Genomic DNA, 24,310 nt, shown 5'->3' on the forward strand with positions numbered 1-24,310 from the left:
ACCACGGATTCACCCCCTGATTCACACGAGATGGACCCCGCGCGACGGGTTCCGGAGGACAAGAGAGAGGTTCGACGAATGGCGATCACTGTGTACACGAAGCCGTCCTGCGTGCAGTGCAACGCGACGTACCGCGCATTGGACTCCAAGGGCATCGACTACGAGGTCCTCGACCTCTCCGAGGACCCGGCGGCGCTCGAGCACGTCAAGTCGCTCGGCTACCTGCAGGCCCCCGTCGTCGTGACCGACGAGGACCACTGGTCGGGCTTCCGTCCCGACAAGATCGACGAGCTCGCCGCGCGTCTGGTCTGAGCGATGAGCGCGGCCGTCATGACGAACGTGCCGCTGCTCGTCTACTTCTCGAGCGTGTCGGGCAACACGGCGCGTTTCATCGAGAAGCTCGGGATGCCGGCTCGCCGCATCCCACTCCACTCCTCCGAACCCGTGCTCCACGTCGACGAGCCGTACGTCCTGGTCACCCCCACCTACGGGGGAGGCCAGGGCAGGGGAGAAGAGAAGGGCGCGGTCCCCAAGCAGGTCATCCGCTTCCTCAACGACGAGGGCAATCGGAGCCTGCTGCGCGGAGTCATCTCCGCAGGCAACAGCAATTTCGGTGAGTCGTTCTGTCTCGCCGGAGAGATCATCAGCCGCAAGTGTCATGTGCCGCACTTGTATCGGCTCGAAGTATTCGGCACGCCCGAGGACGTCGACCGCGTGAGCGGCGGATTGGAAGACTGGTGGAAGCTGCAGTGACCGAAATGGCCTTCAAGACGGAGGCGCGCTTCGAGGGGATGGACTACCACGCCCTCAACGCGATGCTGAACCTGTACGGTGCGGACGGGAAGATCCAGTTCGACGCCGACAAGCGTGCGGCGCGGGAGTACTTCCTGCAGCACGTGAACCAGAACACCGTCTTCTTCCACTCCCTGAAGGAGAAGCTCGACTACCTCGTCGAGAAGGAGTACTACGAGGGCGCCGTCATCGACGCCTACCCGTTCGAGTTCATCCAGTGGCTCAACGATCACGCCTACGCGCAGAAGTTCCGCTTCGACACCTTCCTCGGAGCCTTCAAGTACTACACGAGCTACACGCTCAAGACCTTCGACGGCAAGCGCTACCTCGAGCGCTTCGAGGACCGCGTCGTGATGACTGCTCTCGCCCTCGCCGCCGGCGACCAGGACCTGGCCACCAAGCTCGTGGACGAGATCCTCTCGGGTCGCTTCCAGCCCGCGACGCCCACCTTCCTCAACGCCGGCAAGGCGCAGCGCGGCGAGCTCGTCTCCTGCTTCCTCCTGCGCATCGAGGACAACATGGAGTCGATCGCCCGCGGCATCAACTCCGCACTGCAGCTCTCCAAGCGCGGCGGCGGCGTCGCCCTGCTCCTCTCGAACATCCGCGAGGCGGGCGCCCCGATCAAGCAGATCGAGAACCAGTCGTCGGGCATCATCCCCGTCATGAAGCTGCTCGAAGACAGCTTCAGCTACGCCAACCAGCTGGGTGCGCGTCAGGGCGCCGGTGCCGTCTACCTCTCGGCCCACCACCCCGACATCATGAAGTTCCTCGACACCAAGCGCGAGAACGCGGACGAGAAGATCCGCATCAAGACGCTGTCGCTGGGTGTCGTCGTGCCCGACATCACGTTCGAGCTCGCGAAGAACGACGAGGACATGTACCTGTTCTCGCCGTACGACGTCGAGCGGGTCTACGGTGTGCCCTTCGGCGACATCTCGGTCACCGAGAAGTACCGCGAGATGGTCGACGACGCGCGCATCAAGAAGACGAAGATCAAGGCGCGCGAGTTCTTCCAGACCCTCGCCGAGATCCAGTTCGAGTCGGGCTACCCGTACATCATGTTCGAGGACACGGTGAACAAGGCCAACCCGATCAAGGGTCGGATCAACATGTCCAACCTCTGCTCGGAGATCCTGCAGGTCAACACCCCGACGACGTTCAACGAGGACCTCTCGTACGACCAGATCGGCAAGGACATCTCCTGCAACCTCGGTTCGATGAACATCGCCCTGGCGATGGACGGCCGCAACCTCGCGGGAACGGTGGAGACCAGCATCCGCGCCCTCAGCGCCGTCAGCGACCAGAGCCACATCCGGTCGGTCCGCTCCATCGAGGACGGCAACGACAAGTCGCACGCCATCGGCCTCGGTCAGATGAACCTGCACGGCTACCTCGCCCGCGAGCATGTCCGCTACGGCTCGGAGGAGGGTGTCGACTTCACGAACATCTACTTCTACACGGTGCTGTTCCACGCGCTTCAGGCCTCGAACAAGATCGCCATCGAGCGCGGTCAGGTCTTCGACGGCTTCTGGGACTCGACGTACGCCTCGGGGGAGTTCTTCGACAAGTACACCGAGCAGGAGTGGACGCCGGCGACGTCCCGTGTCGAGGAGCTCTTCGAGGGCATCCACATCCCGACGCAGCAGGACTGGCTCGAGCTGAAGGCCTCCATCCAGCAGCACGGCATCTACAACCAGAACCTGCAGGCGGTGCCGCCGACCGGCTCGATCTCGTACATCAACAACTCGACGAGCTCGATCCACCCGATCGCGTCGAAGATCGAGATCCGCAAGGAAGGCAAGATCGGCCGCGTCTACTACCCGGCGCCGTTCATGACCAACGACAACCTCGAGTACTACGAGGACGCGTACGAGATCGGCTACGAGAAGGTCATCGACACCTACGCCGCCGCCACCCAGCACGTCGACCAGGGTCTGTCGCTGACGCTGTTTTTCAAGGACACCGCCACCACGCGCGACATCAACAAGGCCCAGATCTACGCCTGGCGCAAGGGCATCAAGACGATCTACTACATCCGCCTCCGTCAGATGGCGCTCGAGGGCACCGACATGACCGAGTGCGTCTCCTGCATGCTCTAACCGGCCGAGATTCGATAGAGGAAGAAGACATGACCCCCGAACCCCTGAAGCTCCTCGGCTCGGTCCAGGCGATCAACTGGAACCGCATCCAGGACGACAAGGACCTCGAGGTGTGGAACCGCCTCGTGAACAACTTCTGGCTGCCCGAGAAGGTGCCGCTGTCCAACGACATCCAGTCGTGGGCGACGCTCACCCCCGAGGAGCAGCAGACGACGATGCGGGTGTTCACCGGCCTGACGCTGCTCGACACCATCCAGGGCACCGTCGGCGCCGTCTCGCTGATCCCCGACGCGATCACCCCGCACGAGGAGGCCGTCTACACGAACATCGCGTTCATGGAGTCGGTGCACGCGAAGAGCTACTCGTCGATCTTCTCGACGCTCGCCTCGACGCCCGAGATCGACGACGCGTTCCGCTGGTCGGTCGAGAACGAGAACCTTCAGAAGAAGGCCCGCATCGTCATGGACTACTACCGCGGCGACGAGCCCCTCAAGCGCAAGGTCGCCTCGACCCTGCTCGAGTCGTTCCTCTTCTACTCGGGGTTCTACCTGCCGCTGTACTGGTCGTCGAAGGCGAAGCTGACGAACACCGCCGACATCATCCGCCTCATCATCCGCGACGAGGCCGTGCACGGCTACTACATCGGCTACAAGTTCCAGCGCGGGCTCGAGACGCTCGGGCAGGCCGAGCGCGACGAGCTCAAGGACTACACGTTCTCGTTGCTCTACGAGCTCTACGACAACGAGGTGCAGTACACGCAGGACCTCTACGACGGCATCGGCCAGACCGAGGACGTCAAGAAGTTCCTGCACTACAACGCGAACAAGGCGCTCATGAACCTCGGCTACGAGGCGATGTTCCCGGCCAGCGTCACCAATGTGAACCCGGCGATCCTGTCGGCCCTCTCGCCGAACGCCGACGAGAACCACGACTTCTTCAGCGGGTCGGGCTCCTCGTACGTCATCGGCAAGGCCGTCGCGACCGAGGACGACGACTGGGACTTCTGAGTCACTGACGTCCTGGCGAAGGCCCCGCACGCGCTCGTCGTGCGGGGCCTTCGTCGTGCGCATCCACCGGTGTGTCCACCGATGCAATGGATTCGCGCGGGCTCGCCGCGACTCGACGCACGACCGCGGCGTGTCGCGTCGGATCCGTTGCATCCGCGCGCGGTCGCGAGGGCATGACGCGGCCTCAGTCGGAACTGCCGCACTCCGACACCGCGAGCAGGTCGAGTCCCGGGCGGCCCTCGACGGTCGACTCGGTGATGTCGACCGATACGTTCGTCTCGGCGCGGCTGAGGCGTACCGTCGCGATGTCGAGGTCGACGCCGGCGGGCTCGAGGGCCCACCCGTCGCCGAGGGCGACGGGGAGCTCGGTGACCGTGGTCGCGGCATCCACTCCCTCGGGCAGGCTCACCGCGCCGTGGACCGTCGCGAACTCCCCGGCGGCGCGTCCGCGGGGGCTGACCTCCGAGTCGCACACCTGCGCGCTGGATCCGCCGTCGGGACGGAACTCGGCGCCGTCGGGAAGTGCGGCGACGATCTCGGCGACGGCATCCTCGGCCTGTGCGCGCACCTCCGCGTAGGACGGGCCGGAGCTCGCGGAACAGGCGGTGAGGCCGGTGAGGAAGGTCACGAGCAGCATCGTCGCTGCGCCGGACCGGGCGCGCATCAGCCGCTGCTTCCGCGGGCCAGTGAGGCCAGGAGTAGACGTACGTCTTTCAGGACGGTCCCGTTGGTGCGCCCGTCGCCGCTGAACAGCCGGTTGTGGAGGTCGAGTCCCTGCATGAGCATCGCGCCCACCGAGCCCGTCGCCTGCTTCTCGGAGTAGCCGGGGTCGACGATGACCACGCCGGGGATGTCCTCGGGGCCGACTCCGTAGCCGATGTCGCCCACCTGGAAGCCGGCGTAGTACCGATTCACGTCTTCGGCCGCCTGCGCCGCGTAATAGGTCGTCCCCGCCACGGGGTGATAGCCGTCCGTTGCGCCCACCCCGCCCGCGAGGAAGCGGACGTCGAAGCGGGCGCCGTGCGCCTCGGCCGCGCTCCCGACCTGCGAGCCGGCACTGTGCTCGTAGCTGAGCGTCGGGAGGCCGGGGAAAGCGACGTCGATTCCCTTCACGATGCGAGCGTAGCCCGCACCGGCAGCGGTGGCGATCGTGTTGTTCTGCGGTCCCGTCGCGAGGTTGAGCGAGAGCTGCGGCATCGGTGCCGCGAGCACGGTGAACGCGACGATGGGCGAGCTGGGATCGGCGTTGGCGACCTGCCAGTCGGCGAAGGAGGTCACCGGGTCGTCGACCATGAAGCTGCGCACCGACGCGTTCGTCCCGGGCACCACGAGAAGGATGCCGGCGGCCGTCGAGGGATCTCCGGCCATCTCGATCATGGCGCCGCGCTCCGGGGCGTACAGGTAGAGATGCACCTGGTCGGCGACGACCTTCGTGAGGTAGCGGCGTTCGAGCAGCAGGTCGTCCCGCTGAGCGGCGTCGCCGTCCTGGTCGCTGCGGACCAGGCTCTGGAGTCGCTCGTCGACACGTGCCAGGCGGGCGCGCGCCGCGTACCGGTTTGCTCGCACGCGATCGGCGGCGTCTACGCCGTCGAGCGAGCCCACGAGCAGGGGGACGGTGCGAGTGAGGACGGCACGGTGCGCGGCATCCATCCCCGCCCACCACACCGAGACCTCGGCGGCCGACGTCTGCGTGAGCAGGGTCGCGACCAGACCCGGGGTCCGCTCGAGCAGATCCACGATGCCCGCCCGGTCGAGCGAGGCGAGATCGGCGAGGGCTACGGACGCACCGGGGGCGCCTGCGTGGAGGTGGTGATCGGTGGTGGCGGTCGCCGCGGATGCCTCGGCCACGGGCACCCCCGGAGCCACCAGGGCGAACGCCATCGCCGCAGCGGCCATGGCTGCGGTCGGGTGGGCGCGCGCGCGCATCATAGCGCTGATTGTATGGGCAATCGTGACCGCTGCCGGTCACAGCAATCCCCGGCCGTCGGGCGCTTGACTCATAGACTGCTCGCGTGGCAGATACCCCGACCGAGGATGCACCGCGTTTCAGCCCGGTGATCGCACTGCTCGCCGTCTCCGCCTCTTGGGAAGCGCAGTTGGCCGCGGAGCTCCGCGACCTCGGCATCTCGACCCGCAAGTTCGGCCTGCTGGGTCACATCGGAGCCGAACCCGGGATCTCCTTCTCGGAACTCGCGCGCCGGTCCCGCATCACCGTCCAGTCGGCCCACGCCGCGGTGCACGCGCTCGTCGACGACGGTCTGGTCGCCGATGCGACCGCACAGGCGGGCGCCGCCAGCGACCTGAGCGTCACACCGCGCGGTGCGAAGGTCCTGCAGGACGCGCAGGAGCGTCTCGCCGCGCTCGACCGTGCCCTCGCGCAGGCGCATCCGAGGGTCGCCGAGTCCCTCGACGGCATCCGAGCCGGCGTCGTCGAGTGACCGGGCGCCGCGGCCGAACCCGGCACGATCCGTTGCGAGTGGCAGCGCGGTCGGCGCTGGCGGTCCTGCTCGTCGCCGCCGGTGCCGGTCACCTCACCATCCTGCGCCGAGGCTTCCGCATCGCGGTGCCCGACTGGGCGACCCGGCTGCTGCGGACCGACAAGGACACCATCGTCGTCGTGTCGGGCGTCATCGAACTGATCCTCGGGGCGGCGCTCGTCGCGCTGCCACGGGAGCGACGCCGTGTCGGCGCGGCGATCGCGGCACTGTTCGTGGCCGTCTTCCCCGGCAACGTGCACCACTGGCGCACCGGGCGCGACGTGCCGGGACTCGATTCCGACGCGAAACGGTTCGCGCGACTGTTCCTGCAGCCGGTGCTCGTGGCGTGGGCCCTGTGGTCGACGCGCCGCTGAGCGGTCACAGCGATCGCACAGGCTGGACTCGAGCCTTCAGGTAGCCTGAAGGAGTGTTCCGCACCCCCGCATCCCTGTATCGCGTCCTCGCCATCGCCGAGCTGTTCTCCTGGACCCTCCTGATCGGCGGCCTCATCATCCGCGCCGTGGGTGGTCCGGCCATCGCCGTCACGATCGGCGGCGGCATCCACGGCTTCGTCTTCCTGTCCTACGGGGCGACCGCCATCCTCGTCGCCCTCAACAACCGCTGGCGCCTCGGCGTCGCCGTCCTCGCGGTCGTCTCGGCGATCGTCCCCTACGCCACGCTCCCGATGGAGATCTGGCTGCGCCGCACGGGACGCCTCGACGGGCGGTGGCGGCTCGACGAGACCGACGACCCGCGCGACCGCCGCCCGATCGATCGGATGCTGCGGTGGTCCCTGCGCCACGCCGGCATCCTCGTCGCCCTCATCGTGGTCGCGGTCGTCGCCCTCTACGTCACCCTGCTGATCCTCGGGCCGCCGGGTGGTCGGTGATCCTCGTCAGCGACGTGTCGACATCGTCACGGTGAACTTCGCGTCGCGTGCGACCTGCCGCGTCGGCCCCACGATCCGCTCGAGGGCTCCGCGGTAGCGCAGACCGGAGTTCCAGACGCACCACAGCTCGCCGCCGGGTCGCAGGACCCGGGCCGCGTCGGCGAACATGCGCGGGGCGAGGCGGTCGGTGACGGCCGCCCCGCTGTGGAAGGGCGGGTTCAGCGCGATGAAGGATGCCGAGGCATCCGCTCGCGCCCCGAGCAGATCGTCTCGCGTCACCTCCACCCGGTCGGCCACGCCGTTCGCCTCGGCCGTCGCTCGGGCCGACGCGACGGCGGCCGCCGACTGGTCGGACGCGTAGACGCGCCGCGCCGGGCTCGAGAGCGCGAGACGGGCAGCGACCGCACCGGTGCCGCACGCGAAGTCGATGAGCGGGTCGTCGGCCGTGCCGCCCGCGGGATCGCCGGGGAGGTGCGCGAGGAGCAGGCGCGTGCCGATGTCGAGGCGGGCGCCCGCGAACGCGCCTCCGAAGGCGCGCAGAGCGAGGCCGTCCGCGTCGCCCTGCGCCGGAACCGGGTCGTGCCCGTCGTGCGGGCGCCGGGCGATCAGCACCCGCGACTTCTGACGCGCGAGGGTCACGTCGAGCTGCCCGAAGTACTGCGCGAGGACCTCGTTCATGCCGAGTCCCATGTGCTTCAGCCGTCCGCCGGCGAACACGACGACATCGGGCTGCGCGTGCGCCGCGATGAGCGCCGCGACGTCCTCGAGCGCATCGAGCGAGCGGGGCAGGCGCAGCAGCACGACACGGGCCTTCGCGACGACCTCGCGGCCGAGGGGGAGTGAGGCCACCCGGTCCGTGAGGTCGAGCGCGGCGGCGTTCCGCGCGAGGGCGCGTTCGCCGAGAAGGGCGTCCTGATGGACGCGGATGCCCGTGCCACCCTCCCACGCCGCTGCCAGCGCGAGCGCCCCGTAGGCGTCGCCGATGACCGCGACCTCACCGGGCGCCGCGGCGGCCCGCGCACCCGCGGACTCGTCGAGGATCAGCCGGTCGGCGGCATCCGCTGCCACCAACCCGGGCGCCTCGACATCCGGACGACGGGACAGCCGCGCGAACGGGAACGGCGCGGCAGAGGTCACCGTCCGAGGGTATCTCCGAGCCGCGGCATCCGCCGCCGGGGGATACTCGGACGATGAAGACTTTCGCACGCTGGGTACTCGCCGGCGCCATGGTGTTCGCCGGCCTCAGCCACCTGTTCTGGGCGCGCAAGGAGTTCCAGGCGCAGGTGCCGGACCTCGTCACCGAGGTGCTGCCGATCGATAAGGACGGCGTCGTCGTCGCGTCGGGCGCTGTCGAGATGATGCTCGGAGCCGCCCTCGTCGCCCTGCCGAAGGAGCGCCGGCGCGTGGGCGTGATCCTCGCGGCCTTCTTCGTCGCGATCTTCCCCGGCAACATCGGGCAGGCGCTCGGGCGCCGCGAAGGCTTCCGCCTCGACAGCGACAAGGCTCGGTGGGCGCGGCTGCTGTTCCAGCCCGTCCTCGTCGCCTGGGCGCTGTGGTCCACGCGGGATCAGGGGTCCACGCGGGATCAGGGGTCCACGCGGGATCAGGGGTCCACGCGGGATCAGGGGTCCACACGGGACTGACGACGCGAGAGTGGCCCCGGTCGGACGGACCGGGGCCACTCTCACCTCTGTCGCACCGTCAGGTGCGCATCCCGCCGGTGCGCAGTCGCGACAGCGCGTCGACCGTGGCGGCGAGGATCAGGACGCCGCCGGTGACCAGCAGGTTGAAGCCGGCATCCATCTGCAGCAGACCCAGCCCGTTGATGATGATCGCGATGACGAGCGCGCCGATCGCGGCGTGGATGAGGCGTCCTCGGCCACCGAACAGACTCACCCCGCCGACCACGGCCGCCGCGACACCGGAGAGGACGATGTCGCGACCCACGGCGCCGTCGACCGAGCCGACGCGCGTCTGGTTGAACAGCAGCGAGACGACCGACAGGCCCGAGGCGATGACGAAGCACCACCACTTCACCCAGCGGACCTTGATGCCCGCGCGCCGCGCCGCCTCGGCATTGCCGCCGATCGCATAGACGTAGCGACCGAACGTGGTGCGGTCGAGCACGAACGTTCCGATGAAGAGGATCGTGAGCACGACCGGGACGATGATCGGCACGCCCTCGATCGGGATGATCGACTGCGACCGGTTGAGGTTGAGGACGAAGACCGCCGCGCCACCGAGGAGCGCCAGCACGACCAGCTTCGCCCAGACGAGCGCGATCGGCCGGTTGGGGACGCCGGCCCGCGTGCGGCGGCGGCGGTCCCAGAACGCCAGCCCGCCCGAGATCAGCAGCATGACGGCGAGCATGGCCCAGCCGCCCCAGACCGGGAGGCGTCCGTTCTGCAGCGCGAGCAGCTCCGGGGCCTCGATCGGGTAGAGACCGCCCGCGCCGATGATGAGCAGCGCGAGCCCCTGGTAGCCGAGGAACAGGCCCAGGGTGACGACGAAAGACGGGATGCCGATCCTCGCCACGAGGAAGCCGATCAAGGCTCCCGTCGCCAGCCCGATCAAGAGGCCCAGGGCGAGCGCGAGCGGCCACGGAATGTCGAGCTTGACGTTCAGGACGACGAAGGACGCGATGCCGACGCCGCCGGTGACACCCGCCGACAGGTCGATCTCGCCGAGCAGCAGCACGAACACGAGCGCCATGCCGAGGACGACGAGGGATGCCGCCTGGCTCATGAGGTTCGCGAAGTTCACCGGGGTGAAGAAGAACCGGCTGAGGATGCTGAACAGGATGACGAGGAGGACGAGGCCGCCGACAGCCGGCAGTGCACCCATCTCGCCACCGCGCACACGCTGCAGCCAGGCATTGATCTGGTCGCCGACGCCTCCTTCGACACCGCTGCCGATGAGGTCGCTGACGACGGGGTCGGGTGCCGCCGCGGTCCGGGTGCTGGTGCTCATGCGTCGCCTCCGACGGGGATCGTGGACGTCCCGACGAGCTGCACGCCCGGGGGGACCTTGGTACCGGTGATGTAGCCGACGATGTCGTCGCGGGTGGTGTCGGTGGTGGCCACCTGCGCCACCATCTGACCGAGGTAGAGGACCGCGATGTCGTCGGCGACCGCGAAGACGTCGGCCAGGTTGTGGCTGATGAGGACGACGGCGACGCCCTGATCGGCGAGGCGACGGACGAGGTTCAGGACCTGCTCCGTCTGCGCGACGCCCAGGGCGGCGGTGGGCTCGTCGAGGATGACGACACGCGCCTTCTTCAGCACGGCCCGCGCGATCGCGACTGTCTGCCGCTGGCCGCCGGACAGACTCGACACCTTCTGCCGGACGCTCTTGACGGTCCGCACGGACAAGGAGCGCAGAGTGTCGGACGCGTCCTTCTCCATGCGGCCCTCGTCGAACGTGCCGCCGATGACCTCCTCGCGACCGAGGAACATGTTCTGGACGATGTCGAGGTTGTCGCACAGGGCGAGGTCCTGGTAGACCACTTCGATCCCCAGGGCACCCGCCTCACGAGGGGTCCGGAGTGCCTGCTCCTGACCGTCGACGAGGATCTCGCCGGTGTCGTAGGGCTGCACGCCGGCGAGGCCCTTGATGAGGGTGGACTTTCCGGCGCCGTTGTCGCCGACGAGGGCGGTGACCATTCCCGGTCGGACCGTGAGGTCGACGCCCTTGAGGACGCTGACCGGGCCGAAGGACTTCGTGACGCGCCGGAGTTCGATGATGGGTTCGCTCATGCGGGTTCTCCTGAGAGGTCGAGGTGTCGCGCAGACAGGGAGGGTGGGGATGCCGCGGGTCGCGGCATCCCCACCCTGGTCAGATCACTCGACGCCGAATTCGGTGCACTTGTCGGCGAGGCTGACCCCGGCGATCTCGCCGGAGCAGACATCCGAGGCCGAGGCGTCACCGGCGGCGACGACGTCCTTGACCTTGTCGGGCCCGACGAGCTGCGGCGTCACCGCGATGTAGGGCGTGCCGTCCTCGAGCTTCTGGTCGGCGCTCGGCGTCGATCCCTGGAGGAGGTCGGTCGCGACCTTGATGGCGGCCTCGGCCTCATCCTTGACCGGCTTGTAGACCGTGGCGGTCTGCCACCCGGTGAGGATGTTGCGCAGGCCCTCGACGTTGGCGTCCTGGCCCGAGACGGCGACACCCGTGAGGTCGCGGTCCTGGAGCACCTTGATGACGCCGTCCGCGTTGGTGTCGTTCGCAGCCCACACGCCGTCGACCTTGCCGCCGTTCGCGGTGAGCGCCTGCTCGAAGTTCGTCTGCGTCTTCGCGCCGTCCCAGACCCCCGGAGGCTCGGCGACCGCCTTGATGCCTGCCGCTTCCATGACCTCGACGGCGCCCTTCTTGAACATCGCCGCGTTGCCGTCGGTGGGGTCTCCGCCCATGTAGTACACGGCGGCGGTCGCCGGGTCCTTGCCCGCGGCCTTCAGCCCGTCGAGCACGGTCTGGCCCTCGAGCTTGCCGACCTCGACGTTGTCGAAGGAGACGTAGTAGTCGGCGCCCTGGAACGGACGGTCGTAGGCGATGACGGGGATGCCCTGGGCCTTCGCCTTGGTGGCCACCCCCACAGCGGCACCGTTGTAGTCGACGAGCATCATGACGCCGCAGCCCTGGGTGAGTTGCTGGTCGCCGATCGTCGCGTACTTCGAGGTGTCGCCCTGCGCGTTCTGGATGTCGACGTCGAAGCCGGCGGCCTTCAGGCCCTCATCCAGGTACTTGCGGTCGAAGTTCTCCCAGCGGGGCGAGGACGCCGCGTCGGGGAGGATGACGCACGCGCGGCCGGCTTCGGCCGGTTCGGCGCCGCCGCTCGAGCCCGCGGGTGCCGGGGTGTTCGTGGTGGAACAGCCGGCGAGCAGGAGTGCAACGGCCCCCAGGGCTGCTGCGACGGACAGGGACTTCTTCATCGTTCGCCTTTCGACAGTGAAATCAAACGAGCGCGGCATCGCGCTTGACGATGATCTTGATGCGTTCACGAAATGAAGTCAAGATGTGAACATAACGCTTTCGTCACCGCCGACGACCCGATGCACCATGACCGGACAGCGGTGTTCAGGGTGCCTGCGCCCTGCTACAACCCGCCGGATCCGAGCCGGGACCGACGGGTCACGGCGTCAAGCGCGACGGCGAAGACGAGCACGGCTCCGGTGACCATGAACTGCACGGCGGAGCTCAGATTCACGAGGGTCAGGCCCGATGAGATCGCCTGGATCACGACGACGCCCAGCAGCGCGGCGAAGGCCGATCCGCGACCGCCGAACAGCGATGCGCCGCCGATGATGGCCGCCGCGATCGCGTTGAGGTTCGTGTCGGAGGCGCCGGTGCTCTGGTTCGCCGCCGCGAGCCGCGCCGCCGCGAGCAGTCCGCCGGTGGCCGCCAGTGCCGAGCACAGGACGAAGACCGACAGCACGATGCGGTCGACACGGATGCCGGCCCGTCGAGCCGCCTCGATCGAGCCGCCCACCGCGAACACCGACCGCCCCCAGCGGGTGCGGGTGAGCGACAGATGGGCCGTCACCACGAGGACGACGAAGACCACGAACATGACGCCGACGCCCCGTGAGAGGCCCAGGTACCAGCACGCACCGACCAGACCGATCAGCAGCAACGCCCCGCGGACGACGATCGTGAGAGTGCGCTCGCTCTCGAGCTCCGCCGCCGCTCGCCGTCGCGCGCGGCGGAGCAGCGTCGCGGTGTAGGCGACGGCCGTGCCGGCGGCCAGCGCATACGCCAGCCAGTGCGGCAGGTACATCTGCTGCGCGAACTGCACGATCCACGAATCGAACGGGAGGTTGATCGACCCGGCGTCGCCGAGGACCCACAGCTGGACGCCGAGGAGGCCGAGCAGTCCCGCGAGCGTCACCACGAAGCTCGGCAGTCCGAGCTTCGTGCGCAGGAAGCCGTAGCAGACCCCCACGACGCAGCCGGCGGCGACGGCTGCGCCGACCGCGAGCGGCAGGGGCCACTGCAGTTGGACGGCGCCGACGGCGAGGATCGCGGCGGCGACACCCGACATTGACCCCACGGACAGGTCGATCTCGCCGATCAGAAGGACCAGGACGATGCCGAGGGAGATGGTGCCGATCGCCGCGCACTGCATGAGCATGTCGCTCAGGTGACGGCTGGTGAGGAAGACGGGATTGAGTGTCTGGAAGACGATCGCGATCACGATCAGGGCGATCACCACCGGCATCCGGCCCAGCTCGCCCGACCGCAGACGCGCCAGCGCGAGCGCGACGATGCCCGCGTCGCGGCTCACCGGTCGCCCTCCGTGCGCCGGCGCGCCTCGGAGAGTGGGATGACGGGGGCGCGCGGCTCGTCGGCGACGGGCGCGGGGCGCCCGGCATCCAGTGCACCCGTGATCGCCGCGATGAGGACCTCGCTGGTCGCCTCTTCGGCATCGAACTCGCCGTTGTCGCGCCCGAGGCGCAGCACGACGATGCGATCGGCGACGGCGAGCACGTCTGTCAGGTTGTGGCTGATGAGCACCACGCCGTGCCCGCGATCGCGCAGCCGCTCGATGAGGTTCAGCACCTCGGCGGTCTGCGCGACGCCGAGGGCCGCCGTCGGCTCGTCGAGGATGACGATGCGCGGCTCGCCGATGAGCGATCGGGCGATCGCCACCGTCTGGCGCTGGCCCCCCGACAGCGTCGACACCGGGACGCGCACGGCGGGGATCTTCGCTGCGAGCTCGCGCAGCAGCATCCAGGTCCGCTCCTCCATGCCGACCTCGTCGAGACGCCCCCGTTCGAGGAGCTCCCGGCCCAGCCAGAGGTTGGCGACGACGTCGAGGTTCTCGCAGAGCGCGAGATCCTGGAAGACGGTGGCGATGCCGAGATCCTTCGCGTCGGCGGGGCTCGAGAGCTGCACCGTTTCGCCGTCCAGCTCGATCGTGCCCCCGTCGGCGGGGTGCACTCCGGCCAGCACCTTCACGAGTGTCGACTTCCCGGCGCCGTTGTCGCCGACGAGGGCGACCACCTCGCCCTCGCGAACCCGGAAGTCGACGCCGCTGAGGGCGCGCACGGCGCCGAAGCGCTTGTCGATGCCGCGCATCGTGAGGACGTGGTCGCCGGTGCGACGCGAGGAGACGGTCACAGGTCGATCACTCCAGTCCCGCCGCGGCGCACGCCTCGGCGTAGGCCGGGGTGCAGATCTCCGCCACCGTCCAGAACCCGTCCGCGACGACGGTGGTGGCGATGTCGTCGACGGTGACCGCGACCGGTGTGAGCAGGGTCGCAGGGATGCCGTCGACGGTCGTGTCGCCAGCGGGCCGGTCGCCGGCGGCGAGGGCCGTCGCGACGTCGGCGGCGATGGTCGCCTCGGTGCGCAGGGCCTTGTAGACGGTCATGTACTGATCGCCCGAGACGATGCGCTGGAGCGCGGTCAGCTCGGCGTCCTGCCCGGTGACGAGAGGGAACGGCGAGACATCGGCCGCGCGGAGGGCGGCGATCGCGCCGCTGGCCGTGCCGTCGTTCGCGGCGTACACCGCGACGATCTCGTCGCCGTACTGGGCGATCTGCCCGGCGACCCAGGCCTGCGCCTTGTCGGGGCTCCAGTCGGGGGTGTCGTACTCGGCCAGGATGCGAAGCCCCGCGTCGGCGATGACCTGGCGGGCACCCTCGCGGAACTGCGCGGCGTTGCTGTCGGTCGGCGAGCCGTGGACCATGAGGATGCCGCCGTCCGTCCGCCCCTCGCGCTCGAGCCCCGCGACGAGCGCCTGGGCCTGCAGCTCGCCGACCCGCTCGTTGTCGAACGACACGTAGTAGGCGGGCGTCCCGCCGCCGACGATCATTCGGTCGTAAGAGATCACGGGAACGCCCTCGGCGGTCGCCGCGGCGAGGATCGAGGCGGCGGCGCGCCCGTCGACGGGGTCGAGCACGAGCACGGCGGCGCCCGCCGCGAGGGCGGATTCCGCCTGCTGCTGCTGGCGCGCGGCATCCTGATCCGCGTTCGTGTACAGCACCTGTGCGTCGCCGAGTTCGGCGATGCGCTCCTCGAAGACCGGCCGGTCGAAGGTCTCGTACCGCGCGGTCTTCTTGTCGGGCAGGAGGAGGGCGATCGTCGTGCGGCCGGGGGAGTTGTCGGGCAGCGCGCACCCCGAGAGTGCGGCGGCCGTTGCCCCCACCACGAGCAGGGCGGCGCACAGCCGTCTCATGCGGGGAACGCGACCAGTTCTGCGTCCACCGCGACGTGATCGAGTGCGAGCGCGATGGCTCCGCGGGTCTCCGCCCACTCGGCGAAGTCCGACGCGACGATCTCGGGGACGCCGCCGCCGAGCACGGACCGCTCGAGGGAGTGGCGCAGGGGCGCGAGCAGGATCTCGCCCGCCCGCGCGAGCTCGCCTCCGACGACGATGCGTTCGGGGTCGATGAGGTTGCACAGGCTCGCCGCGGCGATGCCGATGTGGCGCCCGGCATCCGCGATCGTGCGCTGGGCCGCCGCGACGCCGTCGCCCGCCGCCGTCACGAGATCACGAAGGCGATGGATGCCGTCGGCCTCACTGAATCCCGCGAGCAGCGCCGGCCCGGCGGCCACGGTCTCGAGGCAGCCGCGGTTGCCGCAGCGGCAGTGGGCGCCGTTCTCGTCGATCGTCATGTGTCCGATCTGACCCGTGCGGCCGCTCACGCCGCGGAAGAGGTCTCCGTCGACGAGCAGCCCGGCGCTGATCGAATGGCCGACGGTGATGTACACCGAGGAGGAGGCGCCGCGGGCGGCGCCCTCGCGTGCCTCTGCGAGGGCACCGAGGTTGGCCTCGCTGTCGACGTGGACGGGGCGGCCGATGCGGGCCGACAGGCTGCGCGCGATGTCGACGCCGTCCCATCCCGGCAGCAGCCCGGGTGTCGAGATGACGGAGGTGCGCGGGTCGACGGGTGCGGGGACTGCGAGCCCCACCGCGAGGAGGTCCGACAGCGATCCGCCCAGGCCCTCGACCATGTCGCCCAGGAGGAGGCTCAATCGATCGAGCTCGGCGTCGTGACGGTGATCCGGCGCGAGCGGCAGCGAGGTCTCGGCGACGACCGAGCGGGTCGCGTCGGCGATCGCGACGTGCAGCTTGCGGGTCGAGAAGTGCCCCCCGGCCACCAGGCCCACCTGCCGTGCCAGCGAGACGAGTGTGGCGCGTCGGCCGCTGCGCGAGGTGAACGAGGTGTGCAGCACCCCGGTGGCGGTGAGTTCCTTGACGATGTTCGACACCGTCGCGGGGGAGAGGCCGGTCGCTCCGGCGAGCTCGATCTGCGTCAGGCGCCCATGCCGCTTGAGCGAATCGAGCAGACGTGCACGATTCGCTTCTCGCAGTGAGGACTGCGAGCCGGGCGGTGTTGACCGGCGAGCCACGGGGACACCCTACCGCGCGGGCGCCGACTGCGGCCGGACCGGGTCAGCCGGCGTCGACGAGGCGGACGCGCACGATGTTCGTGCTCTCGTCGAGTTCCGCGATGCTCGAGTGGTCCTTGACGAAGTCCGAGAACGAGCGGTGCCCGAGAGCTTTCTCGCTAAAGGACGGATCCATCCGCTTCAGCAGGTTCTTCACGGCCGACAGGTGCACCCACTCCTCGTCGGTGCGCTCGTGCTCCAGACGCAGCGCACGCGAGAGCAGCTGCTCGACGGGATCCACCGTCTTGCGGCGCCGTCGCCCCGTCGTGGGCGCTGTCTCCGGTGCGGGCTCGCTATGGGTGACGGTCACGCCGGGGAGCGAGTCGTACGCGTCGAACTGATCGCACGCGGCGGCGAGGGACTTGGCCGTCGATCCGGCGACGCCGACCGCGACGACGTAGCGGCCGAGGCGTTTGCACCGCTGCGCGAGGGGGACGTAGTCGCTGTCGCCTGCCACGATGACGACGTGGGTGAGGTCCTGGAGCCGGAACAGGTCCTCGACGGTGTCGACGGCGAGGCGGATGTCCGCGCCGTTCTTCGCGTACGCCGCCGCGGGGAACAGCTGCACGAGGTCGACCGCGCGGGCGACGAGCTGCTGCCGGTAGAGCGAGTTGACCGGCGAGGACCAGTCCGCATAGGCACGTGTCAGGACCAGGGTGCCGAAGGAGGCGGCGTAGTCCATGATCGCGCCGACATCGATCATGGCCGCGGAGAGGCGCTCGGCGATCTCCTTCTCATCGGGATCCGCGGCGATCCGCTGTCGATCCCGTGAATAGCTGTTCCGACCGTGCACCCGGTCGTACCAACTCATGACGATGTTGTCGAAATCGAGGTAGACCGCGACGCGGGGGGTGGAGGAATCCGGCATCCCCCCAGTCTTACAGTTCGCGGCCCGGAGATGTCCCGGGAACCGTGTCGCCGAGACCCAGGACGAAAGTCAGGATGTCGCGCGCCGACGCCGGCCGAGCCGGGCCGCGGCCGAGCGACCAGCCGGAATCTTGGGCCACGAGGGTCGCGCCCGAGACGGCGGCGCGGCGGTCGAAGGGCATGCGCGTCACGGCATACAGCGCGACGGCACCGCTCACGGTAGCCGGCAGGTCGACGGGGCGGTCGTCCGCGAGCGCGAGGAGGGCGCGGGTGGCGTCGACGAGTGAACGGATGCGTCGCCGCCGCCCGGCGCGGATGTCCGCCGCCACCTCGGCCAGCGGCGGCGTCGCATCGAGGCCCGCATCGGCGAGGAACCGCGTCGCGTCGTCGGGCGACGCGATCAGAGGCGCCGCCAGCAGGACGACGTCGGCCAGCGCCTCTCGCCAGTCGCCCGTCACGGTGGACTCGTCGACACGCTCGCGGTTGCTGAGCGGCAGGTGGCGCGAGAGGTCGGACATGCGGTCAGCTTAGGTGCGGAATCGGCGTCCGGCCTGATGTGACAGAGGTCGTCTGTCACACGCGAGAGCGGGGAATCCGCGGGACATAGGGTGTGTGGCAGGGGTTCGCGTGCATAATGGCGCTGGATCCATGTGACCGTGAACATTCAGCAAGGGGCCCGATGAGCGACGATGCCGCCGGCCGGAGACCGAGTATCCGCGATGTCGCGCGCCTCGCGGAGGTTTCGCACCAGACGGTGTCACGCGTCCTCAACGACCATCCCAGCATCCGTCCGGAGACCCGGGATCGGGTGCTGGCGGCCATGCGTGAGCTCTCGTACAGCCCGAACCGCGCGGCGCGCGCGCTCGTGACGAGCCGGTCGCGCACCATCGGCATCCTCGCCGCATCGGCGACGCAGTACGGCCCCGCCTCGTCGATCGCCGCCATCGAGGCGGCCGCCCAGGCCCGCGGGTACTGGGTCTCGACGGCGAACATCGACCCCGGGGATCCGCAGTCGATCCCCGACGGCATCGCGCACCTCATGGCGCAGTCCGTCGAGGGTCTCGTGGTGATCGCGCCTCAGGTGCGGGTCATCCGCGCGATCGCCGCGCACGCCGTGGACGTCCCCTTCGTGACGCTGCAGTCCACCGATCAGACCGCCGGGCATTCCGTCGCCGTCGACCAGATCACCGGTGCCCGTCTGGCCACGCGGCATCTCATCGAGCTCGGGCATCGGTCGATCTACCACCTCGCCGGTCCGCAGGACTGGATGGAGGCCGAGGCGCGCATGACGGGGTTCCTCGAGGAGATCAACGCGTGGGACCTCGCCACGACCGCCCCGATCCTGGGGGACTGGACCGCTGATTTCGGCTACTACGCGGGGCGGGAACTCCTGCGTTATCGCGACTTCACCGCGATCTTCTCCTCCAACGACCAGATGGCTCTGGGGCTGCTGCACGCCGTGCGCGACGAGGGGCTCGACTGTCCACGGGACGTCAGCATCGTCGGGTTCGACGACATCCCCGAAGCCGGTCACTTCTGGCCGCCGCTGACCACCGTGCGTCAGGACTTCGCTGAGCTCGGTCGCCGATGCGTCGAAGTCCTGCTCGACGACGGTGCGTCCGCGCCCTCCGCCGCCCTCGCGCCGGAGCTCATCGTGCGCTCGTCGACCGCGCCCGCGGGCCGGCTCTGAACCCCGCGGCGCGTCGTGTTTGACATCTCCGTGATCTTGGGTGCATCATCTCCGATGTGAACGGTCACATGGTCGTCACCCCATCCGGGTGACGGCGACCGCGCAAGACGAAGGAGTCGTGCAATGGCGTCGAAGGACGAGCGCTACGTGAGCGGGGTGAAGACCGAGGTCGCCGTCGCACGCATCCGCGAGCGCGTGGCATCTCTGCTGGTCGACCTCTCCCGTCGCGGTCTCGTCGCGGCGACCCTCTGCGAACGCGTCCCCGGCGCGGACCTGTTCGTCACCCGTCCGACGGACGTCGAGGACGAACCGACTCCCGAGAAGATGATGGTGCTGTCGCTGACCGGTCAGCCGGTCGCCGGTACACCGGGCGAGAGCGGTGTCCGTCCCGCCGACGTCGAGCTCTACGCGACGGTCCTGCGCGAGCTCGACGGCGCGACGGCGCTCGTGCACCTCGAGACCGGTCACGCGGCGGCGTGGGCGGCGCGCGGGCGGGAGATCCCCTGCCTCACCGCGCAGGCCGCGCGCGAGTTCGGCGGGACCGTGCCGGTTCTCGCCGGCCCGCGGGTCGATCCGGCGGAGCTCATCGAGGCGCTGCGCGGCGACGACGCATCCGTCGTCCTCGTGGCGGGCCTCGGCGCTTTCTGCGCGGCCGCCTCCTCCCGCGAGGCGGTCCGGACCGCGCAGATCCTCGAAGGCGTCGCCCGTACGGCGACCCTCGCGGCCGTCGCCGGCGACGCCGAACCCCTCTCCGCCGAGTCGATCGCGGATCTCTCGGGCCGCGCTCGACTCCTGCGGGAACCGATCACCGACGGCCGCCGGTAGCCCGATACCGGGCGCGGCCACCTCCACAAAGACCCTCACCAGGTCGAATGCACCAACCGAACACCACGACACCGAAGTCCACGGGAAAGGAAACACAGTGAAACTCAAGAGGATCATCTTCGTCGGCATCGCAGCCGGCGCCCTCGCACTCACGGCATGCGCCGGTGGCGGCAACACCGCCGGGGGCGGCGGCAACGAGGGCGGCGGCGACGGCGGCCTCATCGGCGTCGCGATGCCCACCAAGAGCTCCGAGCGCTGGATCCAGGACGGCGACGCCGTCAAGAAGGCCCTCGAGGACCAGGGCTACAAGGTCGACCTGCAGTACGCCGAGGACGACATCCCCACCCAGGTCTCGCAGATCGAGAACATGATCACCAAGGGCGCCGAGGCGCTCATCATCGCCTCGATCGACGGCACGACGCTGACCGAGGCCCTGCAGAACGCCGCGGATGCCGACATCCCGGTCATCGCCTACGACCGCCTCATCAAGGGCACCGAGAACGTCGACTACTACGCGACGTTCGACAACGAGCTCGTCGGAAACCAGCAGGCCTGGACCGTCCTGAACGGTCTCGGTCTGACCGACCTCGAGGGCAACCCCGTCGACGGCGCGCCCGAGGGGCCGTTCAACATCGAGCTGTTCGCCGGCTCGCTGGACGACAACAACGCGTTCTTCTTCTTCAACGGCGCGATGGACGTCCTCCAGCCCTACATCGACGAGGGCACCCTCGTCGTGAAGTCGGGGCAGACGAGCATCGAGCAGGCCGCGACGCTCCGCTGGGACGGTGAGACCGCGCAGAGCCGCATGGAGGACATCCTGACGGCGAACTACAGCGACGGCACGCAGGTCGACGCGGTCCTCTCGCCCTACGACGGCATCTCGCGCGGCATCATCTCGGCTCTGGCCGACGCCGGCTACTCCGTCGGTGACGAGTGGCCGATCATCTCCGGTCAGGACGCCGAGGTCGACTCGGTCAAGGCCATCCTGAGCGGCGAGCAGTACGCGACGATCTTCAAGGACACCCGCGAGCTCGCCAAGGTCGCCGCCGACATGGCCGTGGCCGTGCTGAACGACGAGGAGCCCGAGACCAACGACACCACCACGTACGACAACGACGTCAAGGTCGTCCCGTCGTACCTGCTGGCGCCGGTCCCGGTCGTCAAGGACAACGTGCAGTCGGCCCTGGTCGACACCGGCTACTGGACGGCGGAGGAACTGGGGCTCTGACCCCTGTCCACCACTGACCATCCGCGTCGGCGGCGAGGTTCGCCTCGCCGCCGACGCACCCCCATCCATCCCTCACGGAAGTCGGAGATCGTGACCGAGACCATCCTCGAGATGCGCGGCATCACCAAGACGTTCCCGGGCGTGAAGGCGCTGTCGAACGTCAACTTCGCCGTCGAGCGTGGCGAGATCCACGCCATCTGCGGCGAGAACGGCGCGGGCAAGTCGACGCTCATGAAGGTGCTGTCGGGCGTCTACCCGCACGGCACCTACGACGGCGAGATCCACTACGCCGGCGATGTCGTCGAGTTCAAGAGTCTGCGCGACAGCGAAGCGCGCGGCATCGTCATCATCCACCAGGAGCTCGCGCTCAGCCCCTACCTGTCGATCGCCGAGAACATCTTCCTCAACAACGAGCGGACGGGCGCCGGCGGCCTGATCGACTGGAACAAGACCAACTTCGAAGCGGCAGAGCTGCTCAAGCGCGTCGGCCTGCGGGAGAACCCCACGACGAAGGTCAATCAGCTCGGTGTCGGCAAGCAGCAGCTCGTCGAGATCGCCAAGGCCCTCTCCAAAGAGGTCAAGCTCCTCATCCTCGACGAGCCGACCGCCGCGCTCAACGACGAGGACTCCGACCACCTGCTCGACCTGATCCTCAGCCTCCGCGAGGAGGGGATCACGTCGATCATCATCAGTCACAAGCTGAACGAGATCAAGAAGGTCGCCGACGCCGTCACGGTCATCCGCGACGGCAAGACGATCGAGACGATCGCGAAGTCCGACGTCACCGAGGACCGCATCATCAAGGACATGGTGGGCCGCGACCTCGAGCACCGCTACCCCGACCACGAACCGCAGATCGGCGACGAGCTGCTGCGCGTCGAGAACTGGACCGCGCACCACCCGCAGGACCCGACCCGTGTCGTCGTCGACGACGTGTCGATCACGGTGCGCGCGGGCGAGATCGTCGGCATCGCCGGGCTCATGGGAGCGGGACGCACCGAGTTCGCGATGAGCCTGTTCGGACACAGCTACGGCACCCGCATCTCGGGCAAGGTCTTCATGCGCGGCAAGGAGATCCGCACCCGCACCGTGTCGGAGGCCATCGCGAACGGTCTCGCCTACGCGACTGAGGATCGCAAGACGTACGGCTTGAACCTCATCGAGGACATCAAGCGCAACATCTCGATGGCGTCGCTGAAGAAGCTCGAGAAGGCCGGCCTGGTCGACGACAACGAGGAGTTCGCCGTCGCCAACCAGTACCGCAAGAGCATGAACATCAAGGCGCCGACCGTGCTCGCCAAGACCGGCAAGCTCTCCGGCGGCAACCAGCAGAAGGTCGTCCTCTCCAAGTGGATCTACTCCGACCCCGAGGTGCTGATCCTCGATGAGCCCACCCGCGGCATCGATGTCGGGGCGAAGTACGAGATCTACACGATCATCAACAAGCTCGCCGCCGCCGGGAAGGGCGTCATCGTCATCTCGTCGGAGCTCCCCGAGCTGCTCGGCATCTCCGACCGCGTGTATGCGCTCTCGGAGGGTCGCATCACCGGCGAGGTGCCGATCAGCGAAGCCACACCCGAACACGTCCTCAAGCTCATGACCATGGAGAAGCCCCGCTGACGGGGCAGGAGACACACATGTCGAACACCACCACACCCCCGGAGACCGCCGCCGGCGGCGGCATCAACCCCGCCGACAACCGCGTCACCCGCTGGCTGACGACGGTCCTGTCCGACCTCGGCCGCAACGGCATCTTCATCGCCCTGATCGCGGTCGTCGTCCTGTTCGCGATCCTCACCGACGGCATCCTGCTGCGTCCGCAGAACCTGTCGAACCTCGTCGTCCAGAACGGGTACATCCTCGTCCTGGCCATCGGCATGGTGATGATCATCATCGCGGGTCACATCGACCTGTCCGTCGGCTCGGTCGCCGCCTTCATCGGTGCCGTCTCGGGCGTCCTGGCGGTCCACTGGGGCCTGCCGTGGGGCGTCGCGATCATCCTCTCGCTCCTGATCGGTGCCCTCGTCGGCGCCTGGCAGGGCTTCTGGGTCGCCTACGTCGGCATCCCCGCCTTCATCGTCACCCTGGCGGGCATGCTCATCTTCCGCGGACTCGCGCTCGTGGTGCTCGGCAACCAGAACATCGGCTCGTTCCCGACGGAGTACCGCTCGCTCGGCAACGGCTTCCTCGCCGGCCTGTTCGGCGAGTCCGATCCCGACCTGTTCACCCTCGTGATCGGCGCCGTCGCGATCGTCGCGCTCGCGGTGCAGCAGGTGCGCACCCGCCTCGGCCGGCAGAAGTACGACCAGGACGTCGACCCGCTGCTCTGGTTCATCGCCAAGCTCGCCCTCGTCGCGGTCGTCATCGGCTGGTTCACCCTCGCGCTGGCCTCGTACAAGGGCATCCCGGTGACGCTCATCGTGCTGGCCGTCCTCGTGCTCGTGTACGGCATCGTCATGAACCGCACCGTCTTCGGTCGTCACATCTACGCGATCGGCGGCAACCGCCACGCGGCGGAGCTGTCGGGCATCAAGACGCGTCGCGTCGACTTCTGGCTGTTCGTGAACATGGGCGTCCTGGCGGCTCTCGCCGGCCTCATCTTCACCGCTCGCCTGAACCTCGCCGGTCCCAAGGCCGGTGAGGGCTTCGAGCTCGAGGCGATCTCGGCGGCCTTCATCGGCGGCGCGGCAGTGCAAGGCGGCGTCGGCACGATCGGCGGCGCGATCATCGGTGGACTCATCATCGGTGTCCTCAACAACGGCATGTCGATCATGGGCATCGGCATCGACTGGCAGCAGGCGGTCAAGGGCCTCGTGCTCCTGTTCGCGGTCGCCTTCGACGTCTACAACAAGCGTCGGTCGGGTCACTGAGATGGCGAAGAACGCGTCCTCGCGCAGCGACCTCGACCGTCCCGGTCCCACGACCGCGCGGATCACGATGTGGATCTGCGGCGGCGCCGTGGGGCTCTACATGGTCGTGAGCGGCCTCATCGGTGCCCTGACCACCGGCTGAACAGGCCTGCTCACCGGCCGACCGCATCCCC

The 24,310-nt window shown here is 68.9% G+C and carries 26 protein-coding genes; 14 read left to right on the top strand and 12 right to left on the bottom strand.

Going from position 1 to position 24,310, the window contains the following annotated elements:
* Positions 1-78: 78 nt before the first annotated feature.
* The 4 genes from nrdH to nrdF are packed head-to-tail and all read left to right on the top strand — an operon-like array spanning position 79 to position 3,898.
* Positions 79-312 (top strand): glutaredoxin-like protein NrdH, encoded by a 234-nt coding sequence (nrdH, locus tag ACIGEP_RS02860; RefSeq protein ID WP_251579792.1) that lies wholly within the window; start codon positions 79-81, stop codon positions 310-312.
* Between the two features lie 3 nt (positions 313-315).
* A complete protein-coding gene (gene nrdI / locus ACIGEP_RS02865; protein WP_396660124.1) occupies positions 316-753 on the top strand; it encodes a class Ib ribonucleoside-diphosphate reductase assembly flavoprotein NrdI in 438 nt (145 codons plus the stop codon).
* 5 nt (positions 754-758) lie between these two features.
* On the top strand, positions 759-2,891 hold the full coding sequence (nrdE, locus tag ACIGEP_RS02870) for a class 1b ribonucleoside-diphosphate reductase subunit alpha (protein WP_396660125.1): 2,133 nt from the start codon (positions 759-761) through the stop codon (positions 2,889-2,891).
* A gap of 29 nt (positions 2,892-2,920) precedes the next feature.
* Positions 2,921-3,898: a class 1b ribonucleoside-diphosphate reductase subunit beta gene (nrdF, locus tag ACIGEP_RS02875; protein WP_091354938.1), complete on the top strand. Its 978-nt coding sequence runs from the start codon at positions 2,921-2,923 to the stop codon at positions 3,896-3,898.
* A gap of 184 nt (positions 3,899-4,082) precedes the next feature.
* Here nrdF and ACIGEP_RS02880 read toward each other — a convergent pair whose 3' ends face one another.
* The gene (locus ACIGEP_RS02880; protein WP_396660126.1) at positions 4,083-4,562 is read right to left on the bottom strand and encodes a hypothetical protein; all 480 of its coding nucleotides are present in this window, start codon (positions 4,560-4,562) and stop codon (positions 4,083-4,085) included.
* Complete coding sequence (locus tag ACIGEP_RS02885) at positions 4,562-5,827, bottom strand: hypothetical protein (protein ID WP_396660127.1); 1,266 nt, start codon at positions 5,825-5,827, stop codon at positions 4,562-4,564. Before ACIGEP_RS02885 ends, ACIGEP_RS02880 begins: the two co-directional genes overlap by 1 nt.
* 83 nt (positions 5,828-5,910) lie before the next feature.
* Between ACIGEP_RS02885 and ACIGEP_RS02890 the strand changes: the two genes are divergently transcribed.
* The 3 genes from ACIGEP_RS02890 to ACIGEP_RS02900 are packed head-to-tail and all read left to right on the top strand — an operon-like array spanning position 5,911 to position 7,264.
* Positions 5,911-6,336, top strand: coding sequence for a MarR family winged helix-turn-helix transcriptional regulator (locus ACIGEP_RS02890; protein ID WP_082886071.1), 426 nt, complete (start codon positions 5,911-5,913; stop codon positions 6,334-6,336).
* Between the two features lie 32 nt (positions 6,337-6,368).
* Positions 6,369-6,749, top strand: a complete 381-nt coding sequence (locus ACIGEP_RS02895; RefSeq protein ID WP_396660998.1) for a hypothetical protein — start codon at positions 6,369-6,371, stop codon at positions 6,747-6,749.
* 53 nt (positions 6,750-6,802) lie between these two features.
* Complete coding sequence (locus tag ACIGEP_RS02900; protein ID WP_396660128.1) at positions 6,803-7,264, top strand: DUF3817 domain-containing protein; 462 nt, start codon at positions 6,803-6,805, stop codon at positions 7,262-7,264.
* A gap of 6 nt (positions 7,265-7,270) precedes the next feature.
* Here the strand turns inward: ACIGEP_RS02900 and ACIGEP_RS02905 are convergent, their stop codons facing one another.
* Positions 7,271-8,401, bottom strand: a complete 1,131-nt coding sequence (locus ACIGEP_RS02905) for a class I SAM-dependent methyltransferase (RefSeq protein ID WP_396660129.1) — start codon at positions 8,399-8,401, stop codon at positions 7,271-7,273.
* A 53-nt stretch (positions 8,402-8,454) separates the two neighbouring features.
* On the opposite strand from ACIGEP_RS02905, the gene ACIGEP_RS02910 reads away from it, so the two are divergent.
* The gene (locus tag ACIGEP_RS02910) at positions 8,455-8,907 is read left to right on the top strand and encodes a hypothetical protein (protein ID WP_396660130.1); all 453 of its coding nucleotides are present in this window, start codon (positions 8,455-8,457) and stop codon (positions 8,905-8,907) included.
* Between the two features lie 58 nt (positions 8,908-8,965).
* On the opposite strand, the gene ACIGEP_RS02915 is transcribed toward ACIGEP_RS02910, so the two are convergent.
* The 9 genes from ACIGEP_RS02915 to ACIGEP_RS02955 all read right to left on the bottom strand — a co-directional run bounded on the left by ACIGEP_RS02915 (position 8,966) and on the right by ACIGEP_RS02955 (position 18,042).
* A complete protein-coding gene (locus tag ACIGEP_RS02915; protein WP_396660131.1) occupies positions 8,966-10,234 on the bottom strand; it encodes a sugar ABC transporter permease in 1,269 nt (422 codons plus the stop codon).
* On the bottom strand, positions 10,231-11,019 hold the full coding sequence (locus ACIGEP_RS02920) for an ATP-binding cassette domain-containing protein (RefSeq protein ID WP_396660132.1): 789 nt from the start codon (positions 11,017-11,019) through the stop codon (positions 10,231-10,233). The genes ACIGEP_RS02915 and ACIGEP_RS02920 overlap by 4 nt, the downstream gene beginning before the upstream one ends.
* Positions 11,020-11,103: 84 nt before the next feature.
* Positions 11,104-12,192, bottom strand: coding sequence for a sugar ABC transporter substrate-binding protein (locus ACIGEP_RS02925; RefSeq protein ID WP_396660133.1), 1,089 nt, complete (start codon positions 12,190-12,192; stop codon positions 11,104-11,106).
* Between the two features lie 164 nt (positions 12,193-12,356).
* Positions 12,357-13,544: a sugar ABC transporter permease gene (locus ACIGEP_RS02930; RefSeq protein ID WP_396660134.1), complete on the bottom strand. Its 1,188-nt coding sequence runs from the start codon at positions 13,542-13,544 to the stop codon at positions 12,357-12,359.
* A complete protein-coding gene (locus ACIGEP_RS02935; protein WP_396660135.1) occupies positions 13,541-14,380 on the bottom strand; it encodes an ATP-binding cassette domain-containing protein in 840 nt (279 codons plus the stop codon). The genes ACIGEP_RS02930 and ACIGEP_RS02935 overlap by 4 nt, the downstream gene beginning before the upstream one ends.
* A 7-nt stretch (positions 14,381-14,387) precedes the next feature.
* Entirely contained in the window at positions 14,388-15,440 is a 1,053-nt protein-coding gene (locus ACIGEP_RS02940; RefSeq protein ID WP_396660136.1) for a substrate-binding domain-containing protein, read from the bottom strand.
* Positions 15,437-16,618, bottom strand: a complete 1,182-nt coding sequence (locus ACIGEP_RS02945; RefSeq protein WP_396660137.1) for an ROK family transcriptional regulator — start codon at positions 16,616-16,618, stop codon at positions 15,437-15,439. Before ACIGEP_RS02945 ends, ACIGEP_RS02940 begins: the two co-directional genes overlap by 4 nt.
* A 43-nt stretch (positions 16,619-16,661) precedes the next feature.
* Complete coding sequence (locus tag ACIGEP_RS02950) at positions 16,662-17,525, bottom strand: NYN domain-containing protein (RefSeq protein WP_396660138.1); 864 nt, start codon at positions 17,523-17,525, stop codon at positions 16,662-16,664.
* 10 nt (positions 17,526-17,535) lie between these two features.
* Entirely contained in the window at positions 17,536-18,042 is a 507-nt protein-coding gene (locus tag ACIGEP_RS02955; RefSeq protein WP_396660139.1) for a hypothetical protein, read from the bottom strand.
* Between the two features lie 161 nt (positions 18,043-18,203).
* On the opposite strand from ACIGEP_RS02955, the gene ACIGEP_RS02960 reads away from it, so the two are divergent.
* From ACIGEP_RS02960 to ACIGEP_RS02985, 6 genes are all read left to right on the top strand, one after another.
* Positions 18,204-19,214 (top strand): LacI family DNA-binding transcriptional regulator, encoded by a 1,011-nt coding sequence (locus ACIGEP_RS02960; protein ID WP_396660140.1) that lies wholly within the window; start codon positions 18,204-18,206, stop codon positions 19,212-19,214.
* 123 nt (positions 19,215-19,337) lie between these two features.
* A complete protein-coding gene (locus ACIGEP_RS02965; protein ID WP_396660141.1) occupies positions 19,338-20,039 on the top strand; it encodes a class II aldolase/adducin family protein in 702 nt (233 codons plus the stop codon).
* A 97-nt stretch (positions 20,040-20,136) separates the two neighbouring features.
* Positions 20,137-21,267 carry a multiple monosaccharide ABC transporter substrate-binding protein gene (chvE, locus tag ACIGEP_RS02970; RefSeq protein ID WP_396660142.1) on the top strand — a complete coding sequence of 377 codons (1,131 nt, stop codon included), beginning with the start codon at positions 20,137-20,139 and terminating at the stop codon, positions 21,265-21,267.
* Between the two features lie 90 nt (positions 21,268-21,357).
* Positions 21,358-22,887: a multiple monosaccharide ABC transporter ATP-binding protein gene (gene mmsA / locus ACIGEP_RS02975; protein ID WP_396660143.1), complete on the top strand. Its 1,530-nt coding sequence runs from the start codon at positions 21,358-21,360 to the stop codon at positions 22,885-22,887.
* A 17-nt stretch (positions 22,888-22,904) separates the two neighbouring features.
* A complete protein-coding gene (mmsB, locus tag ACIGEP_RS02980) occupies positions 22,905-24,137 on the top strand; it encodes a multiple monosaccharide ABC transporter permease (protein ID WP_396660144.1) in 1,233 nt (410 codons plus the stop codon).
* Position 24,138: 1 nt separating this feature from the next.
* Positions 24,139-24,279, top strand: a complete 141-nt coding sequence (locus ACIGEP_RS02985; protein WP_396660145.1) for a hypothetical protein — start codon at positions 24,139-24,141, stop codon at positions 24,277-24,279.
* The last annotated feature ends 31 nt before the right edge of the window (positions 24,280-24,310 follow it).

Source organism: Microbacterium sp. NPDC077663 (genome assembly GCF_044542795.1).
In the GTDB taxonomy this organism is placed as follows: Bacteria; Actinomycetota; Actinomycetes; order Actinomycetales; family Microbacteriaceae; genus Microbacterium.

Excerpts from the sequence above, each read along its gene's own strand:
- ACIGEP_RS02910 (WP_396660130.1), top strand. The coding sequence starts at position 8,455 with ATGAAGACTTTCGCACGCTGGGTACTCGCCGGCGCCATGGTGTTCGCC.
- ACIGEP_RS02915 (WP_396660131.1), bottom strand. The coding sequence starts at position 10,234 with ATGAGCACCAGCACCCGGACCGCGGCGGCACCCGACCCCGTCGTCAGC.
- ACIGEP_RS02925 (WP_396660133.1), bottom strand. The coding sequence starts at position 12,192 with ATGAAGAAGTCCCTGTCCGTCGCAGCAGCCCTGGGGGCCGTTGCACTC.
- ACIGEP_RS02940 (WP_396660136.1), bottom strand. The coding sequence starts at position 15,440 with ATGAGACGGCTGTGCGCCGCCCTGCTCGTGGTGGGGGCAACGGCCGCC.
- ACIGEP_RS02950 (WP_396660138.1), bottom strand. The coding sequence starts at position 17,525 with ATGCCGGATTCCTCCACCCCCCGCGTCGCGGTCTACCTCGATTTCGAC.
- mmsB (WP_396660144.1), top strand. The coding sequence starts at position 22,905 with ATGTCGAACACCACCACACCCCCGGAGACCGCCGCCGGCGGCGGCATC.
- ACIGEP_RS02985 (WP_396660145.1), top strand. The coding sequence starts at position 24,139 with ATGGCGAAGAACGCGTCCTCGCGCAGCGACCTCGACCGTCCCGGTCCC.
- nrdH (WP_251579792.1), top strand. The coding sequence starts at position 79 with ATGGCGATCACTGTGTACACGAAGCCGTCCTGCGTGCAGTGCAACGCG.
- ACIGEP_RS02955 (WP_396660139.1), bottom strand. The coding sequence starts at position 18,042 with ATGTCCGACCTCTCGCGCCACCTGCCGCTCAGCAACCGCGAGCGTGTC.
- nrdE (WP_396660125.1), top strand. The coding sequence starts at position 759 with ATGGCCTTCAAGACGGAGGCGCGCTTCGAGGGGATGGACTACCACGCC.
- ACIGEP_RS02885 (WP_396660127.1), bottom strand. The coding sequence starts at position 5,827 with ATGATGCGCGCGCGCGCCCACCCGACCGCAGCCATGGCCGCTGCGGCG.
- nrdF (WP_091354938.1), top strand. The coding sequence starts at position 2,921 with ATGACCCCCGAACCCCTGAAGCTCCTCGGCTCGGTCCAGGCGATCAAC.
- ACIGEP_RS02965 (WP_396660141.1), top strand. The coding sequence starts at position 19,338 with ATGGCGTCGAAGGACGAGCGCTACGTGAGCGGGGTGAAGACCGAGGTC.
- ACIGEP_RS02960 (WP_396660140.1), top strand. The coding sequence starts at position 18,204 with ATGAGCGACGATGCCGCCGGCCGGAGACCGAGTATCCGCGATGTCGCG.
- ACIGEP_RS02880 (WP_396660126.1), bottom strand. The coding sequence starts at position 4,562 with ATGCGCGCCCGGTCCGGCGCAGCGACGATGCTGCTCGTGACCTTCCTC.
- nrdI (WP_396660124.1), top strand. The coding sequence starts at position 316 with ATGAGCGCGGCCGTCATGACGAACGTGCCGCTGCTCGTCTACTTCTCG.
- ACIGEP_RS02920 (WP_396660132.1), bottom strand. The coding sequence starts at position 11,019 with ATGAGCGAACCCATCATCGAACTCCGGCGCGTCACGAAGTCCTTCGGC.